This window comes from Dyadobacter sp. CY343 (assembly GCF_021390335.1).
Lineage (GTDB): Bacteria > Bacteroidota > Bacteroidia > Cytophagales > Spirosomataceae > Dyadobacter.
Map to the genome: position 1 here is coordinate 1,215,586 of NZ_JAJUXK010000001.1, position 18,118 is coordinate 1,233,703.

An 18,118-nucleotide genomic window follows, 5' to 3' on the forward strand; every position below is an offset into this window, starting at 1 on the left:
GCCCTTTCTCTACTATGTAATGCGAGGGCCTTTTCTTTATTACAATCACGACAGTTTTCCAGGTTGTTTGCGGAAGATGGCCGGCGACGTTCCGATCGATTTGCTGAACAGCCGGATGAAGTATTTATGATCTTCGTAGCCCAGTTGGAATGCGATTTCCTTCACACTTTTCGATGTGTACATTAACAGGCGCTGCGCTTCACGTAAAATCTCCTGCCTGATGAGCCAGGTGGAGGAAAACCCGGTGATAGACTTTACCGTATCGTTCAGATAGCTTACCGTAATGTTCATTTGCGAAGCATAATCGGCAGGTTTCTTTAATGCATGGAAATGCGCTCTGACGAGCAGATTAAAAACTTTGACAATTTCGACACTCCGTAACGATACCGCCTGGATACGCTCGTTTTCCTGAAATTGAAATATATTGACCGTTTTGTAAAAAAGCGCATTCAGCAAAGCCCGTACCAGTTGCTGCTCAAACTGAGCCGATTTGTTGTCGTTCACCGCCGCAGATATTAGCTGGAAAATATGTGCAAACCATTGCTTATCAGTCTCGTTGAGGCGAATAATGGCGATATTGGCCAGCGAATGTTCAATTACCATTCGTGCATTTTGGTCAATGTATTTGGCGTCAAAAGCAATCGCCCAGCCTTTTACATTTTTAGCCCTCCTGAAATCATGTACCTGCCCCGGACAGGATAATACCAGCGCAGGCTCGTCCATTTCTACATCATGAAAGTCTATTGCGCCGCTCACAAAGCCACTTTCCAGCAAAAAGCAAAAATAATGGTCATGACGATGCGGGCCGCCGAGGTGACTGGCCATGTCGCCAATATGCTCGTCCCCGGAGACATACGTAATTTCAATGCCTGTTAAGTCCTGCTGTAAATGCCTGATTTGAATATCCTGATTTGCCATTTTTTAAGACCAGAACCCGTGACCATATACCTTGGCATGCACCCTGGGGTTCGATTTCAGTTTTCTTTTCAGCGCTTTCATCATGGGAATGTTTCCTGCAATATAAATGGAATTATAATCCGCCAGCGCTTTGCGGCTATACCATTGTTCCAGCATATCAGCTCCTTCATTTTGAGAATTTTTAAGAAACTCAAATTCAGGATTTACCTCTGTAAATGCATCTGGTATTTCCTGCCCGCCGTGCACCAGTACGCCCACTTCCATGGGATGTTCACTTTGATCCGTCAATTGTTTTAATGCCAGAAAATGCCCCAGCGCACTGGCATCCGCCAGACCTAATATTCGCCCTTTCGCCGAGGGTAGCGAAGCTGCATGCGCTGCACCAAATAGGACCGGGTCGCCCGGCTTCAATGCTCGCACCCAGCGGCTTCCGGCGCCGTCATGTCCGCCGTCGATCAGCAGGGTGCAAATGTTCAGTTCTGAATTCCAGCTTACAGGCGTATAATCCCGGTATTCCAGCTCGTCGACCTTGCATTTGAGCCGTTTGATAGAGTCCCAGCCTTCCATATTGATGTGTGGAATATGCAGCTCCACTTCGTACAGCGTGCCGGGTTGCCACTTTCGGATGGAAGTCACAGTTCCACTGCTCAACATTCGCTCCATTAACCCGGATGCTGCTTTTTTAAATATATTGACCATTTTACCTTTCTCTTTTCAACAAAGGTATGGGGGTTAAAAAGGGTATTTGTCCAACAAAAGGCGGAGATAGGTGGACGAATGGCATTAAGTTATTGCTCGGATGCCATTCCCTGGCTGTGTCTTCGCTTCCTGAGCTTGTATTCAGTAGGAAGTATATTAAACTTAGCCTTAAACGATTTCGCAAAATAATTAGGTGCCGTAAAGCCAGTCATGTAGGAGATCTGGGAAATACTTAAATCGCTGTTTTCAAGCAGTAAGGCAGCTTTTTCCAATTTAATGGAGCGTATAAACTCGATAGGCGTCTGTCCGCTCATTTCCAGGACTTTGCTGTATAATGTTCCCCGGCTCATGCCTACGTGCTTGCTCAGATTCTCGACGCTCAGCTGCGATGTGTGCAGGTTTTCTTCAATGTAAGAAAGCATATCTTTCAGCAACTTTTCCTGGCTCGATTCCATTTGCGGCGCATTGCCCGCAACCTGTATTTGTCTGGAATAAACGCCTTTTAACAGCCGGTTGAGCAGGATCAGGTTGTTAATCTTCGTATTTAGAATGTCGAAATTGAATGGTTTGGTCAAATAATCATTCGCGCCTGAGCTGAGGCCTTCGAGTTGTTGCTGCTCGCCGGTGCTGGCGGTTAGTAGAATGATCGGAATGTGCTTCGTGCGCTTGTCCGACTTAATTTTCTGACTTAACGCAATGCCGTCCATTTCAGGCATGGCCACGTCGCTCACGATCAGTTCCGGGTGATGGCTGAGCGTTTTCTGCCAGCCTTCTTTCCCATTGCTGGCTTCGATAACATGGTAAAACGGCGCCAGACTTTCTTTTAGATAATGTCTGAATTCATCATTATCCTCAATGATCAGCACATTCGAAGGATCTTCCGGGTGAGCCTTTTCCAGCTTATTAAATGTATTTTCCGCTTCACCGGGACGCATTTTTGGAGCTGCGGCGGGCTGCTCGACAGCAGGAAGAAGCTCGTCCGCAATAGGCAGCTCCACCGTAAATGTGCTCCCCGCGCCGGGCTGACTGGCCACATTGATCCTTCCCTGATGCAGCTGCACAAATTCCCGCACAATGGATAAGCCAATGCCGCTTCCCTGGTTCAACACCGTCAGGTCCGTATCGCTTTGGAAAAACCGGTCGAAAATTTTGTCGTGTTGATCCTCCGCAATGCCAATTCCGTTATCGGCAATGTTGATTAGCAGCCAGTGCTTTCCCTCGGCATCCGTTTGCAGCTGCACTTGCAAAGCCACTTCGCCGCCTTTTGAAGTGAATTTAAATGCATTAGAAAGCAAATTGAATAAAACGCGTTCGAGTTTATCGGCATCAAAATCCATGTCCAGCTTATCCAGTGCACTTTCAATTTTAAACTGAATTCCCTTTCGAATCGAAAGATCGCTGAACTGCTCGCAGGTGTCTTTGATAAATAGGATAATGTCGCGCCGTTTCAAATCCAGCTTTACTTCCTGCTCCTGCATATTTTTGAAATCCAGCAGCTGATCCACGAGGTTAAGCAATCGTTTTGCATTGCGTTTAATTGCATTAACGGGCGGATGCAACTCGGTGGATTTGGTCTTGACGAGCAGATTATCTACCGGCGCCAGAATGAGCGAGATCGGCGTCCTGAACTCGTGACTCAAATTGGTCAGAAACTTGATTTTCATCCGGTCCAATTCCAGTGCCCGTTCCACTTCGGCGCGTTGCTGCTGCTCCTTAAACTGCCTTTGCAGCTTCTGAATGCCGCGCCGCCTCATCCAGTAAACAATCGCAAATGGCGTGAGAATGTAAAAAATGTATGCGTAGATGGTCAGGTAAAATGGCGGTTTGACGATCACTGACACCGATTTGGGCGGACTCCAGTTCATACCATCTCCACTGGCCTGCACTTCAAAAACATACTCGCCCGGGCTTAGATTGGTATAACTCGCAAAGTTCGTAAGCCCCGTCTCGTTCCATTCGGATTGCATTCCGACCAGCCGGTGGCGGTAATGCATTTGTTTGGGATTGGTATAATCCAGCGCCGCAAAACCGATTGAAAAATTCTGTTTGTAATCTAGGCTGATGGTTTTGGCAACAGCAATGTCCGCGTCAATAAAATTCGAATCGGCCGGTGTAATGCTGCGGTTACCGATTTTCAAGTCCTTTAAAATGATCGGCGGAATGCGTTTGCTGTTGGGCAGGCTGCGTGTGTCGATGTAATTAAATCCTGCAATACCGCCAAAAAAGAGCGTGTTATCGCTGGCGCATATGCCCGAGCCGAGCACGAATGTCCGGTCCTGAATGCCATTATAGGAGGTGTAATTAATGAATTTTTTATTTTTTACATCAAAATAGCTGATTCCCTGGTTCGTACTCACCCAAATCCGCCCCTGCGCATCTTCCAGCACTTTATTGACAATGTTACTGGCTAATCCTTCCTTCGCTCCATAAGTAATAAATTTCTTCGAACGCGGATCATACAAAGCCAAACCTTCACCCGACGTGCCCGCCCAGATGTTACCTTTGCTATCTTCCAAAAGCGAAAAAACAATGTTGCTGGCCAGATCACTGGTTTGCCTGTCGAGCAGCATTGATTTTTGGGTTATTGGATCAAAAACGGCAATGCCGGTCCCGTGCGAAGCAATCCAGAGCTTTCCTTTACGATCCAGCAGCAAATCCCGGATATAACCGTTCAACGGAATGCTACGCTGGGTAACCGGAATGCCCGGATCGTACATTCTCCTGAATGTTTTGCTCGCCGGATCGTATAAATGAACCCCGCCGCCATTGGTGCCCACCCATAACTTGCCCGACTGATCTTTTTCCAAGCAAAAAATGTCGTTATTACTCAGGCTGGTGGAGTCTTTCCCTCTTAGAAACTGCGTATAACCGCCTGTTTTGGGATTAAATTGAAATAACCCGTCCTGAAATGTCCCGATCCAGAGCTCGTTGCTGGCAGTGAGTTCCAATGTTAAAATGGCAAGTCCCGAGGCAGCGTTCTTGTTTTTGGGGTTAATAGGGAATTTTCTAAAAAGATTGGTCTGGCGGTTGTACAAATTCAGCCCGCCACCGTCCGTTCCCACAAACAGCTCGCCCGATCCGGTTTCAGCAAATGCCGTGACAAACGGGCCGCTCAAACCATAGGGATCATTTACATCAGAACGCTTTAACCCAAAAATGGCCAGGTTCTTATCATATTTATTGACACCACCTTTATAAGTCCCCAGCCAGCAAATGCCCTCATTATCAAACAGAATACTGCGCACCGATTTATTGCTCAGACTAAATTGTGTCCGCGCATCCGGGCCGTAACGCGTGATGATCCCCGTGCGCGTGTCGAGCATATTAAGGCCCGCATCCGTGCATATCCAGAGGCGGTGCGCATTCTCCCAGGTGACCGCAAAGACCATATTCGTGCTCAGGGAACTCTTGTTATCAGGCTCGTATTTGAAATGTTTGATGATCTGGCCGTTTGCATTCAGCTTGAACACACCACTAAATGTGCCTGCCCAAATATTGCCTTCCGGGTCCTCGACAATGGATTTCACAGTGCGCGCTCCGACTTCATCCGGCAATGATTGCAAATAATTAATGTATTCTTCGCTTTTGTCCGACGGGTCAATTTTGTATAAACCAGTTCGTGTTCCCACCCAAGCCCTTTTCTTACTATCAACGGCAATGCTCAGGATCATTCCTTTGGAAATCTGATCGGGCATGTTGGCGACTGAGGTAAATGTGCGGATCTGATAGGTTTCCGGGTTTACCTGGATGAGACCCGCCGTTGTTCCCACCCAAAGTTTACCCGACGCATCACTTGCAATGCTGATGACACTGTGCGGCGACGGAATGCTTACGAATGCATCTTTCCGCCGGTCATATAAGTGCAGCCCGCCTTCGATTGTCCCGACCCAGATCCGCCCTTTTTGATCTTGGTGCAAGCAAGAAATGTCACTCGATTTGAGCGATGTCGAATCCTTTTTATCATGGCGGTACACCATCACATCCGTGCCGTCAAACCGGTTCAAGCCGTCGTCGGTCCCAAACCACATTAATCCATAGCGATCTTTCAGGATGGCGGTCACCGTGTTGGACGATAATCCATCGGTCGAAGTCAGCGAAGTGAATTTTGGTTCGGCAGGCTGAGCCCACGCCCCAGTCGTTGCTGCCAAACAGGCAACAATCAGGCAGAGCAAACGGAATGTGAGCAGAATTTTTAAGCGCATTGATATCGGTGGGTTAAAAACGGAGCCCGGGTCGAAAGTTATCTCAAAAATGCAAGTTTGTCCTCGAATCAGGCATTTTTTTGACCCATTTGAACAATTGTATCCTTAATATGAACAAATGTGCTCACAGCAGGCTGTCCCGCTGCGCTACTTTTGTCGACAATAAATCAAATAATATCTGGAAAAAGTGATGCAGTATTTAAGCTGATCAAAAGCCAAAGTTATAGCCAAATCAAGTATTGTCAAATTGACACTTTCACAACAACACCGATTAAGCCACATGATTCAATCTAATTTAAACATCAAATCATACACAAAATGCATGAACGTTTATTAACCAATAAAACGCTGGCCAGAATGCTCGGACTTTCTGGTCTTCCGATCCTGCTGCTCGGAGGCGCTTCGATGGATGCGGTTGCCAGCAGCGCAGCATGGGCCGATTACGGCACCAGACACAGGTCAGCACCAGCGGCTGACATTGAAGTTTCAGGAAAAGTAACCGGCCCCGACGGCGAAGCACTGCCGGGTGTAAGTGTGCTCGTAAAATCCACGACCAGAGGAACCAGCGCAGATCAGGACGGGAATTTCAAAATTTCGGTTCAGGATGCAAATGCAGTTCTGGTGTTCTCACTCGTGGGTTACGCGCCGAAAGAAGTGGTCGTGGGCACGCAGCAGATTATCAATGTAACCTTAGCGGTTGACAACAAGACGCTGGAAGAAGTGGTCGTAGTCGGTTACGGCGTTCAGCGGAAGCGCGATGTTACGGGTTCGGTGGTTTCGGTCAGTGAAAGCACATTAAAAGAAGTGCCCGCGCCGAACCTGGTGAATCAGCTGAAAGGCCGCGCGGCTGGCGTTTCGATTATCAGTAACGGAAGCACGCCCGGCTCGCAAGGACAGATCAGGATTCGTGGAAACCGCACATTGACAACCAGTTCGGGGTCAAGTGACGGTCTGGACGGTCCGCTTGTGGTGGTAGACGGAATTCCGTTTGGTGGCTTGAATGACATTAACCCGGATGATATTTTGAGTCTGGAAGTTTTGAAAGATGCCTCTGCAACAGCCATTTATGGTTCTCGCGGAGCGGGCGGTGTGATCCTGGTAACAACCAAAAGAGGAAAGATTGGCAATCCCGTTTTCAGCTACGACGGCTATCACGGACAAACGCAGGTGATGGGCAAATTCAATGTCATGAATGGCCAGGAATATGCGCAGTTCAAAGCCGATGCAGCCAAATACAACCGCACAGCGCCGGGCACATCGGGCTATTTATTAACCCAAAAAGAGCAGGAAGCACTTGATAACGGCGTTTCCACAGATTGGCAGGATCTGATTTACAAGCCGGGTTTTATGACCAATCACCAATTGGGCTTGCAAGGCGGCGTTGAAAACACGCAATACTCGCTGGGTTTGGGTTATTTTAATGAAACCGGGATCATTCCAAACCAAAGTTTCCAGCGTTACAACCTGCGCGCAACCATTGACCAGAAGATCGGTAAAAACATCAAAATCGGGCTAAATACATTAAATACGCTGACTTACACCAATACGCCGGGTGGCGGAGGAGTGCCGGGCGGCCTTGTGCGGTTGACTCCATTGGCCTCGCCTTATAATGCAGACGGAACGGTGAATACTTTCCCCGCGGAAGGTTCTATCGATGCAGCCATCGTGAGTCCGTTGACGATTATGTCCAAAAAAGAATCGGCTTTGGGACGCACGCGGGCGATACGGACATTCAACAGCCTTTATGCGGAGGTTAATATTTTGCCGGGATTGAAATACCGTTTCAATGCTGGTCTCAATTTCAGCCAGTCCAACCTGAATAATTACAATGGCCCGCTGACCTATTTCAATACGGCCACCACGCAGGCCGGTTCCACAGCCGAGATCAGCAACACGGAGTATTGGGATGTGAACTTGCAGCATTTGCTTTATTTCGATAAAACATTTGCAGACAAGCACAAATTTGGTTTCACGGCGCTTTACGAATACACCAAAAACCACTCGCTGGGAAGCCGGTTTACGGTAACAGGTGTGCCGGCAGATTATATTAAAACGTCCAACTTCTCACTCGCCGCTGGCCAGCCAGTCGCACCGTCGGATTTTGGTAACTCATTTTCGGAAACCGGCTTGCTGTCCTACATGGGAAGGCTTAATTATAGCTTTGCCGACAAATATTTGCTGACGTTGACATTGCGTCGCGATGGTTCTTCAACATTATCCCCGGCTAACCAATACTTCAATTATCCGGCGATCGGCTTAGGCTGGAATGTGGTGGAAGAAGGTTTCATGAAATCGGCTCCATTCGTTTCAAACCTCAAACTGCGCGGTGGATGGGGGATTTCCGGAAACCGCAATGTGGGCGCTTACTCGACTTTGGGCGCATTATCTGCGGGTTATTACAACTTCGGATTAGGCACAGCCGGCCAACAACTTGCTTACACGGTGACCAGCCTGCCTTCCAGCGATTTGAGCTGGCAATCGACCGCGCAAGTGGACATTGGAATTGATTTTGGTTTGTTCAATAACCGCATTACAGGTTCGGTGGACTGGTATCATCAAAAAACCAAGGACATTCTGTTATCCGTGCCGCTGCCGCCAAGCAATGGTGCAGGTTCTACTTTGAAGAATTTGGGTAGAACAGAAGGTAAAGGATTGGAAGTAGCTGCCACTTTTGAGATAGTAAGAAAACCGAAAGGCTTCAATTGGAGTATTGACGCGACTTATTTCTTTAACCGCGAAAAAATCACGCAGCTGACCACACCGGAAGAAAAGTCCAACCTGGGCGCGGGATGGTTTGTAGGGCAGCCACTTTCCGTGATTTTCGATTACAAAAAATTAGGAATCTGGCAGACTGCTGACGCCGAAAACGGAACATTGGCGAAGCAAACTTCACCGGTTCAATTTGCAGGACAAATCCGTGTGGAAGATTTGAATGGAGATAACAAGATCGACGCAAACGACCGCCAGATCCTGGGCAATTTCCAGCCTAAATGGGAGGGAGGATTGACGAGCCGTTTCAGTTTCAGAAACTTTGACGCTTCTATCGTGACCTACGCGAGAATGGGTATGAAAGTGCTGGTGCCATACTTGACGGGTAACTCCACAGGTTCAGGCGGTTTTGCATTTTTTAATCAAGGCCGTGTAAATCAGGTGAAAACAGATTACTGGACAGAAACCAATCCAACCAACGCATTCCCTGCTCCTGATGCCGGCGGCGCTGTGGCTAACTTTGGTTCCACATTGGGTTACTACGACGGCTCCTTTATCAAATGCCGAAGCATCAACCTCGGTTATACTTTCGAAAGTGATTTGATTAAAAAAATTGGTGCGACCTCTGCAAGAATCTATGTTAACCTGACCAATCCGTTCATTATTTACTCACCATTGGTGAAAGACGATCTGGCTGTTGATCCCGAAGGAAACAGCTATGCAACGGGGCAGTCTACACTGAACCCGCAAGGCGCCAGCGACCGCGGCGCGCCGGAGCGCCAGATCTCGGTAAACCTGAACTCCCCGCCGGTAAAACAATTCACTGTGGGCGTAAACCTTAAATTCTAATCCGACTATGAAATCCATAAAAAATCTGATCACAGCAGCCTTAATCGCTTCACTCAGTACGGGTTGCGAAAAAGTGCTCGAAGAACATCCACAATCCCAGATCGTTCCAACTTACTTCAACAGCCCGGCAGGTGTGCTGGGCGGAATCGCCGGAGTTTACAATGACATCCGGGGCCAATGGGGAACCGAGGGCTTTACTGTTGAAATGCAGGCCGGAACGGATGAATTCATTCAGGGTGTAAATGGCGGAGGAGGTCCGGCTTACACTTATAATGGTCTCAATAGCAGCAACTTCGGAGCGGCATGGGGGATTGCATTTCAGGACATTAATACATTGAATGGTGTGCTCCAATATGGCGCAACGATTGATTTGCCGGAAGCCACGCGGAAGCAATATCTGGCGCAGGCCAAGTTTTTGAGAGCATTCTGGTACTTCTATCTGGTGCAAACCTGGGGCGATGTTCCGCTTCATACTGAGTTTGTTACCGTGCCTTCGCAGGCAGCATCACGCCAGCCAGCAGCGGATGTTTACGAGCTTATAATTAAAGACTTAACCGAAGCGGCGGCCGATTTGCCTAATCAACCAACAGCTCCGTTCCTGGGCAAGGCGGCAACCAAACCCGTGGCGCAACTGCTTCTCGCAAAAGCATATTTGACGCGCGGCTGGCTGAATAATACAGCTTCTGATTTCACTCAGGCAGCAGCCATTTGCGACGATATAATTGCAAAAAAGGCGGATTATGGCCTCGACTTATGGCAGGATTATGGAGACGCATTTGTGCCCGCAAACGATTATGGCAAAGAAACGATGTTCGTAAGTGACCACGTGCTGGATCCCAAATATGGTTACTATCAGGTTGGCGGACAGTCTGGGGGAGGCGCGGCGCAAAACCTGACGCCATGGTTTACCAACTGGAACTACCCGAACAACAGCGGCATTAACTCGATCAAAAATGCAGCCGGTGCTTTTGTCCATAGTGGAACTTCCGGTATGCTTCGTGACTCGTATTATGGCCGTCCCTATGTGCGGATGCGTCCTAATTCCGATAAAATTGCAACGGGGCCACGGGCAGGCAAAAATTATTTCCTGGATCAGGCATTTACCAACCGCGATGTGGATTCGCGTTATAACAATTCATTTTACACGGTTTATATTTCAAATACTGCCGTAAAAAATGAGGCGAATGCAACGAATAACCTTCGCGGAATTTCTTATACAACCGTTCCTGGCGTGGATACTGCCGTTTGGTTGCCGGATTATGAGGTGCCGGGTGCGCCGCAATTTGTAGGCACTCGTCCGTTCAAAGGCATTGTAGTGCCGCCAAGTCTTTGGAATAACAGCATTTTTCCCGCTTTGAAAAAATTCATGGACCCAAGCCGTGGTGCTAATTTCAACGATCCTTCGACCCGTCCTGTGGTTCTGTATCGCTTTTCGGATGTGTATATGACGGGTGCTGAGGCCTATTTTAAAGCAGGTAATAACGCAAAAGCCGCTGCATTGATCAATGTAGTTCGTCAACGCGCAGCATTCAAAAAAACCAATTCAAGCGCAGAAAACGCAGCCGCGGCAACAGCCCTGACGATCACACCAGCGCAAGTAACGCTTGATTTTATCCTCGACGAACGCAGCCGTGAATTCTTCGGAGAATGGCAGCGCTGGCATGACCTAGTTCGGACGCGCTCGCTTGTTCGCCGCGTGCAGGAATGGAATCAGGAAGCTGCTACTTACGTGAAAGATTTCAATATGCTGCGTCCTATTCCACAAACTCAGATTGACAGGGTAGTAGAAGGACCGAAATTCCCTCAAAATTCTGGATATTGATAAAAAAACCAAATGATGATAAACCGCAGCTTGCTATTAAATATATCGGCGTCCATGGTGGCGTTAGGTTTAAGTGTTCAAAATGGTGTTTGTCAGGTTACCAATGTAAAACCATTGGTAACCGACCTATACACCGCTGACCCGTCGGCGCACGTCTTCAACGGGAAAATTTACATTTATCCATCCCACGACATTGAGGCCGACGTGCCGCAGGATGACGAAGGCGGACACTTTCAAATGCGCGATTACCACGTTTATTCCATGGATAAGATCGGTGGCAAAGTTACCGATCACGGCGTGGCGCTGGATGTAAAAGATGTACCCTGGGCTGATAAGCAAATGTGGGCACCCGACGCGGCATTCAAAAACGGTACTTACTTTCTTTATTTTCCCGTAAAAGATAAAGAGGGCATTTTCCGGATGGGTGTTGCCACCAGCAAGTCGCCAACCGGCCCGTTCAAAGCTGAACCTCAGCCTATGAAAGGAAGTTACAGCATTGATCCGGCCGTTTTTACGGATACAGATGGAAAAAGCTATATGTATCTGGGAGGCATTTGGGGAGGTCAGTTGCAACGCTGGCATACAGGTACTTACAATAAATCTTTAATGACAGATCTGGGCAAAGGACATGAAAACGAACCTGCGCTAAGTGCCAAAGTGGCGGTAATGAGCGATGATATGCTGTCTTTCGGCGAGCCTTTGAAAGATGTGCAGATCCTGGATGAAAACGGCAAGCCGATCCTGGCATCTGACACCAAACGCCGCTTTTTTGAAGGTGCCTGGATGCACAAGTACAATGGCAAATATTACTTCTCCTATTCAACCGGCGACACGCATTTGCTATGCTACGCCGAGGGAACTACACCTTACGGGCCATTTACTTACAAAGGTGTCATTATGAATCCGGTTGAAGGCTGGACAACACATCATTCTATCGTCGAAGTGCAGGGTAAGTGGTACATTTTCTATCATGATGCTGCGCTTTCGGGAAAGACTCATTTGCGCAATGTGAAAGTGAGGGAATTGCTCCGGGATAGCAACGGCAATATCAAAACGATTAATCCTTAAAAGTAATCGCGTTACAGGAGGACATAGGTTTGCTGTAACGCGATTATCTTGCCTTTAATCAAGAAATAATTTTGTTTTTTCTGAAATACCTCATACCATTGTGTTTATTAAAGTGTCACGTTGACACATTAATAAACTTTCAGTTTTACATTTCATTATGAGGAAATTTTTTTACCTGTTATTTCTGGCGGTCACAATTACGAGCTACGCGCAAACGCCGAGGGTGCAAAAGCTATGGTATAACCAGCCTTCCGGCAAAGTTTGGGAAAATGCATTGCCCGTCGGAAACGGCAGGCTCGGCGGGATGGTGTATGGCAATGTGGTGAATGAAACGATTCAGCTCAATGAACATACATTATGGTCGGGCGGACCAAATCGGAATGATAATCCCGAAGCATTGGCCGCATTGCCGGAAATCAGGAAATTGATTTTTGACGGAAAACAAAAAGAAGCCGAGAAGCTGGCCAACAAAGCCATCATTACCAAAAAATCACACGGACAAATGTTCCAACCGCTGGGCGACCTGCGGCTGACATTTCCAGGCCACGACAGTTATACTAATTATTACAGAGAGCTCGACATTGAACGCGCAGTTGCCAAAACCACTTACGAGGTCGATGGCGTCAACTACACCCGCGAAGTCCTGGCCTCGTTCCCGGACCGCGTAATCGTAATCCGGCTTACTGCCGACAAGCCAGGTAAGCTTGCATTTGGTGCTTCCTATGCCTTGTTGCACAAAACCAAATCAATCAAAACAACCGCCTCAAAAGACCTCACCATTGCCGGAACAACGCAAGATCACGAGGGTGTAAAAGGGCAGGTTCGCTTCAAAGGCATTACCAGAATCCAAACGGAAGGCGGCAATGTTACTGCCAATGACACCGCATTGAATGTGAGCGGAGCCAATGCAGCGACCATTTACATTTCCATTGCGACCAATTTCAAAAATTATAATGATGTAAGCGGCGATGAAAATGCGCTTGCGGCTTCGTATCTGGATAAGGCAGCTTCGAAATCATACGCAGCCATTCTAAACCCGCACATTGTAGCTTATAAAAAGTATTTCAAGCGTGTAAAATTTGATCTTGGCGCAACCGACCTGGGAAAACTACCAACGGACGAAAGGCTCAAAAACTTCCGCAACGTTAATGATCCCGAACTGGTTACGCTTTACTATCAATATGGTCGTTACCTGCTGATTTCCAGTTCGCAACCGGGTGGTCAGCCTGCGAATTTGCAAGGCATTTGGAACAACAAAATGATGCCGCCCTGGGACAGCAAATACACCATTAACATTAATGCGCAGATGAATTACTGGCCGGCAGAGCGGACAAACCTGAGCGAGCTGCATGAGCCTTTTTTGAAAATGGTGGAAGAACTTTCTGAGACAGGAAAGGAAACGGCCAAAACCATGTACGGCGCAAGAGGCTGGATGGCGCATCACAATACGGACATCTGGCGCGCAACCGGCGCGATCGACGGTGCATTCTGGGGCATGTGGATCGCGGGCGGCGGCTGGACGAGCCAGCACTTGTGGCAGCATTATCTCTATCACGGCGACAAAGCCTATCTGGCTAAAATCTATCCGATCCTGAAAGGCGCAGCCACATTTTATGCCGATTTTTTAGTAGAACATCCCAAATATAAATGGCTCGTCGTAAACCCGGGAAGCTCTCCGGAAAACGCCCCGGCAGCACACGAAGGCTCCTCACTGGACGCCGGAACGACAATGGATAACCAGATCGCATTCGACGTTTTCAGCAGCACCATCCGCGCAGCAGAGATCCTGAAAAAGGACGATGCATTCACCGATTCGCTGCGCCAGATGCGTAAACGCCTGCCGCCTATGCATGTAGGCCAGCACGGACAATTGCAGGAATGGCTCGACGATGTGGATGATCCAAACGACCACCACCGCCATGTTTCACATTTGTACGGCTTGTTCCCTTCTGACCAAATCTCAGCTTACCGCACGCCCGAACTGTTTTCCGCCGCCCGCACTACATTGCTGCACCGCGGAGACGTTTCGACGGGTTGGAGCATGGGCTGGAAAGTAAACTGGTGGGCCAGGTTGCAGGACGGAAACCATGCATTTGCATTGATTAAAAGCCAGCTTTCGCCATTAGGAACCTCCAAAGAAGGCGGTGGCACTTACAACAACCTCTTTGACGCACACCCGCCATTCCAGATTGACGGTAACTTCGGCTGCACGTCGGGAATCACCGAAATGCTGATGCAAAGCGCGGACGGTTCGGTGCATTTGCTGCCCGCATTACCGGACGTGTGGCAAGCTGGAAATATCGGCGGATTGCTCGCGCAGGGTGGTTTTGAGGTGGTAAATATGGAGTGGAAATCGGGTAAGCTCACGAAGGTGGAGGTGAAATCCAAGATCGGTGGAAATCTAAGATTACGCGCGCCTAACTCATTGAAGCTGGGAAGTGGAAAGTCGTTAAGCGAAGCGTCTGGACAAAATTCCAATGCTTTTTATCAGGTCGAACAAGTGGCTAGCGCGGTACTTTCTCCCAAAGCAAACCTGGGTGTACCAAGCGTTAAACAAACTTTCCTTTACGACATTCCGACACAAGCCGGTAAGGTTTATGTTTTTGTAAATCAATAACTAATGATCAAATATTTTATCTCCGCAACGCTGGTTGCTGTGCTTTGTATAGGACAACTCGTGTCGGCTCAAACCACACTGGTCAATCCGATTTTAACAGGCTTTTATCCTGATCCCAGCGTAGTGCAGGTTGGCACGGACTATTATCTGGTCAACTCGACATTCTCCTATTTTCCCGGTATCCCGGTTTTTCACAGCAAGGATTTAAAGAACTGGAAGCAGATCGGCAATGTGATCGACCGCGCTTCACAGATGGATTTTATGGGTGAGAAACTGACAAGAGGACTTTTTGCACCTGCAATCAGCTATCATAAGGGCACATTTTATGTGACTTGCACGGACATTGACCATGATGGAAACTTCGTAGTTACTTCCAAAAATCCGGCCGGCCCATGGAGTAACCCGATCCGCATTCCGCAAGCACGCGGCATTGATCCGTCGCTGTTTTTTGACGATGATAACAAAGCTTACATCATCTATAACAGCGATGCCCCGGATAGAAAACCATTGTATTCCGGCCACAGAACGATCCGGATTTATGAATTGGATCCGCTCACATTGAAGGTTATCGGAGAAGAAAAGCAGCTCGTCAACGGAGGCGTGGATCTGAGCAAAAAGCCTGTTTGGATTGAAGCGCCGCATATTATGAAGCGTAATGGCTGGTATTATCTCTATGCAGCCGAAGGCGGAACCTCCGTCAACCATACAGAAGTTGTTTTCCGCAGCAAATCGGTTTGGGGGCCATTTGTTCCTTATGAAAACAACCCAATTTTAACGCAGAAAGGACTGCCTGATGACCGCAAAGATCCGATCACGTCAGCCGGTCACGCACAATTTGTGGATGGTCCTGATGGAAAAACGTACGCGATTTTCCTGGCTGTGAGACCTTATGAAGGCAATTATTACAACACAGGCCGCGAAACATTCATCGCGCCGGTGGAATGGCAAAACGATTGGCCGGTGATTAATCCACCTACCAAAAATGTTGATTATCAATATCAAGTAAGCTACAAGGAAGTAAAACAAAAAGACGCGCTTCCGCAGGCTGGCAATTTTGAATATACATTAACATTCGAAAACAAGCTTGATCCTGCGTTGCTTTTCATGCGGACGATTGACAGCAGCTCCTTTGTCTTGTCCAAGCAGAACGGCCTGACAATGAAGCTGAAACCCGAAACCATTATGGAATTGGGCAATCCTTCGTTCATCGGAAAGCGCCAGCAGCATTTATACTGCACCGCCGAAACGGAGCTAAATTTTTCTCCCAAAACAGAAAAGGAAAGAGCCGGCCTGACCATTTTTCAGGACGAATCGCATTTTTACTTTTTGAGCAAATCCATTAAAAGCGGAAAGCACGTGTTGCAGCTTTTTAAGAGTGCGGCGGGAGGTAAGGAAATGGAATTGATGTCGGAAAAGTCCGTTTCGGACGATTCCACGCCGGTTAAGTTGCGCATTGTGGCAGAAGGCGATACTTACAGTTTTTATTTTTCCAAAGGCGCTGCCTGGGAATTGCTCAAAGACAAAGTTGACGCCAAATTCCTGAGTACCGAAGTTGCAGGTGGCTTTATAGGCTGTTTGTTCGGCATGTACGCCACTTCATCCGGTGAGCAAACCAGCAATTCCGCTTCATTTAAATATCTCAAATACAGCGGCAATGACCCAATTTTTAAGACAATCAAATAACCTATGAAAATGTCCACCATTAAGAATCTGTTCATAATCAGTGCGCTCCTGTTTGGTAGCGTTGTTCACGCGCAATCCAATTTCAAAAGCAAATCCATCGGCGTTGGCGTGGTGGTGTCGGACATGCAGCGTTCGCTTGATTTTTATGTCAAAGGAATTGGCATGGTCAAAACTGGCAACTTCACGATCAATGCGGAATTTGGGAAAAGAGGCGGGTTAACAGGCGGTGAAGCTGTTGAAGTTAACATTCTGAAACTCGAAAATGGCCCGGAAGGCACGGATTGGAAGCTGATGAGTTTCGGCAAAAAGGCGAACCATTCCAAATCGAAGTTCATCCAGGACGATACAGGCCCGCAGTATATTACTATTCAGGTTAAATCCTTAAAACCAATCATCGACAGGCTGAAAGAACAAAACGTGACTTTCCTGGGAAGCACGCCCACACCGCTGACAAAAGACTCGCATTTCGTTCTGGTCCAGGATCCCGACGGCACATTCGTGGAGCTGATCGGCGCACTTGAATAGGGAAGGCGGTTCCTCGCTTTGAGCAGACGGTCAATATGGGTCTCAGGTGCTTTGTAAGTTAATTTAATGATACGATTATGCTTAGAAATTGTCTTGTTTTGATGCTGTCTGCCTGTGTCTCCCTGAATGTCCTGGCTCAAAAACCGAAACCGATACGCGTTTTGATCGTGGATGGGTTCAGTAACCATGATTGGAAACAAACCACGGCGGTAACCAAATGGATACTGGAAGAAAGTGGGCGTTTTCTGGTGGAGGTTAGTACAGTTCCTGCGGATAGTTTGGAACGAAGTGCATGGAACCCCGATTTCACCAAGTATGCATTGATTGTTCAAAATACCAACAACATTCAAAACCCCAATCTGCGCTGGCCAACTCATGCCGAAAAGCAATTGGAAGAATATGTCAGGAACGGCGGTGGTTTATACATTCTGCATTCAGCGAACAATGCATTTTCCCATTGGAAAGAATACGATAAAATGATCGGACTGGGTTGGCGGCAGGCTTCCGAAGGATATGCTTTGGAGGTTGATGAGGCCAAAAAAATTACCCGGATCGCACCAAATGAAGGAAAAGGGACCGGCCATGGCGACAGGTTCAATGCATTGATTCAGGTTCTGACACCTCATCCGATTAATAATGGATATCCCAAAAAGTGGCAGACAGCCAACACGGAAGTTTACTATTTTCCCCGCGGACCAGCAGAAAACATCAGCGTGCTTTCATGCGCTTTCGATAGTACGAGTACGAAAAGGACCTGGCCGGTGGAATGGGTTGTGAAATATGGCAAAGGCCGGGTTTACAATTCAAGTTTGGGGCATCTTTGGAAAGGAGAAAGTTACCCGCCAGCTTATCGCTGCATGGGTTATCAGACCTCAGTTATCAGGGCGGCAGAGTGGCTGGCGACAGGCAAAGTGACGTTTCCGGTTCCTGCCAATTTCCCAACAGCCGCTAGTCAGAGCCTGCGTTCCGAAGACTCTTTCCAAATGCCCTAGTGTAGCAAAAACGATCTATTAGTACAGAACCAAT

10 protein-coding genes are annotated in these 18,118 nt (G+C 47.9%); 7 read left to right on the forward strand and 3 right to left on the reverse strand.

What is annotated here, in order from left to right; all coding sequences use genetic code 11:
• Window positions 1-45 precede the first annotated feature (45 nt).
• The 3 genes from LZG94_RS05050 to LZG94_RS05060 all read right to left on the reverse strand — a co-directional run bounded on the left by LZG94_RS05050 (window position 46) and on the right by LZG94_RS05060 (window position 5,819).
• On the reverse strand, window positions 46-918 hold the full coding sequence (locus LZG94_RS05050; protein ID WP_233790842.1) for an AraC family transcriptional regulator: 873 nt from the start codon (window positions 916-918) through the stop codon (window positions 46-48).
• Window positions 919-921: 3 nt separating this feature from the next.
• Window positions 922-1,617, reverse strand: coding sequence for a siderophore-interacting protein (locus tag LZG94_RS05055; protein ID WP_233790843.1), 696 nt, complete (start codon window positions 1,615-1,617; stop codon window positions 922-924).
• 89 nt (window positions 1,618-1,706) lie between these two features.
• A complete protein-coding gene (locus LZG94_RS05060; RefSeq protein WP_233790844.1) occupies window positions 1,707-5,819 on the reverse strand; it encodes a hybrid sensor histidine kinase/response regulator transcription factor in 4,113 nt (1,370 codons plus the stop codon).
• A 318-nt stretch (window positions 5,820-6,137) separates the two neighbouring features.
• Here LZG94_RS05060 and LZG94_RS05065 point away from each other — a divergent pair, with 318 nt between their 5' ends.
• The 7 genes from LZG94_RS05065 (at window position 6,138) to LZG94_RS05095 (ending at window position 18,084) form a co-directional block, all read left to right on the forward strand.
• Window positions 6,138-9,377 carry a TonB-dependent receptor gene (locus tag LZG94_RS05065; protein WP_233790845.1) on the forward strand — a complete coding sequence of 1,080 codons (3,240 nt, stop codon included), beginning with the start codon at window positions 6,138-6,140 and terminating at the stop codon, window positions 9,375-9,377.
• A gap of 7 nt (window positions 9,378-9,384) precedes the next feature.
• A complete protein-coding gene (locus LZG94_RS05070; protein ID WP_233790846.1) occupies window positions 9,385-11,199 on the forward strand; it encodes a RagB/SusD family nutrient uptake outer membrane protein in 1,815 nt (604 codons plus the stop codon).
• Window positions 11,200-11,253: 54 nt separating this feature from the next.
• Window positions 11,254-12,267 carry a glycoside hydrolase family 43 protein gene (locus LZG94_RS05075; RefSeq protein ID WP_409013241.1) on the forward strand — a complete coding sequence of 338 codons (1,014 nt, stop codon included), beginning with the start codon at window positions 11,254-11,256 and terminating at the stop codon, window positions 12,265-12,267.
• A 157-nt stretch (window positions 12,268-12,424) separates the two neighbouring features.
• Window positions 12,425-14,884 carry a glycosyl hydrolase family 95 catalytic domain-containing protein gene (locus LZG94_RS05080; RefSeq protein WP_233790847.1) on the forward strand — a complete coding sequence of 820 codons (2,460 nt, stop codon included), beginning with the start codon at window positions 12,425-12,427 and terminating at the stop codon, window positions 14,882-14,884.
• Between the two features lie 3 nt (window positions 14,885-14,887).
• Window positions 14,888-16,567, forward strand: a complete 1,680-nt coding sequence (locus LZG94_RS05085; RefSeq protein ID WP_233790848.1) for a glycoside hydrolase family 43 protein — start codon at window positions 14,888-14,890, stop codon at window positions 16,565-16,567.
• A 9-nt stretch (window positions 16,568-16,576) separates the two neighbouring features.
• Window positions 16,577-17,092: a VOC family protein gene (locus LZG94_RS05090; RefSeq protein WP_233790849.1), complete on the forward strand. Its 516-nt coding sequence runs from the start codon at window positions 16,577-16,579 to the stop codon at window positions 17,090-17,092.
• Between the two features lie 77 nt (window positions 17,093-17,169).
• Window positions 17,170-18,084, forward strand: a complete 915-nt coding sequence (locus LZG94_RS05095) for a ThuA domain-containing protein (protein WP_233790850.1) — start codon at window positions 17,170-17,172, stop codon at window positions 18,082-18,084.
• Window positions 18,085-18,118 lie beyond the last annotated feature (34 nt).

Bases quoted from the DNA above. Each gene is read 5' to 3' on its own strand.
- LZG94_RS05050 (WP_233790842.1), bottom strand. From the start codon at position 918: ATGGCAAATCAGGATATTCAAATCAGGCATTTACAGCAGGACTTAACA.
- LZG94_RS05055 (WP_233790843.1), bottom strand. From the start codon at position 1,617: ATGGTCAATATATTTAAAAAAGCAGCATCCGGGTTAATGGAGCGAATG.
- LZG94_RS05060 (WP_233790844.1), bottom strand. From the start codon at position 5,819: ATGCGCTTAAAAATTCTGCTCACATTCCGTTTGCTCTGCCTGATTGTT.
- LZG94_RS05065 (WP_233790845.1), top strand. From the start codon at position 6,138: ATGCATGAACGTTTATTAACCAATAAAACGCTGGCCAGAATGCTCGGA.
- LZG94_RS05070 (WP_233790846.1), top strand. From the start codon at position 9,385: ATGAAATCCATAAAAAATCTGATCACAGCAGCCTTAATCGCTTCACTC.
- LZG94_RS05075 (WP_409013241.1), top strand. From the start codon at position 11,254: ATGGTGGCGTTAGGTTTAAGTGTTCAAAATGGTGTTTGTCAGGTTACC.
- LZG94_RS05080 (WP_233790847.1), top strand. From the start codon at position 12,425: ATGAGGAAATTTTTTTACCTGTTATTTCTGGCGGTCACAATTACGAGC.
- LZG94_RS05085 (WP_233790848.1), top strand. From the start codon at position 14,888: ATGATCAAATATTTTATCTCCGCAACGCTGGTTGCTGTGCTTTGTATA.
- LZG94_RS05090 (WP_233790849.1), top strand. From the start codon at position 16,577: ATGTCCACCATTAAGAATCTGTTCATAATCAGTGCGCTCCTGTTTGGT.
- LZG94_RS05095 (WP_233790850.1), top strand. From the start codon at position 17,170: ATGCTTAGAAATTGTCTTGTTTTGATGCTGTCTGCCTGTGTCTCCCTG.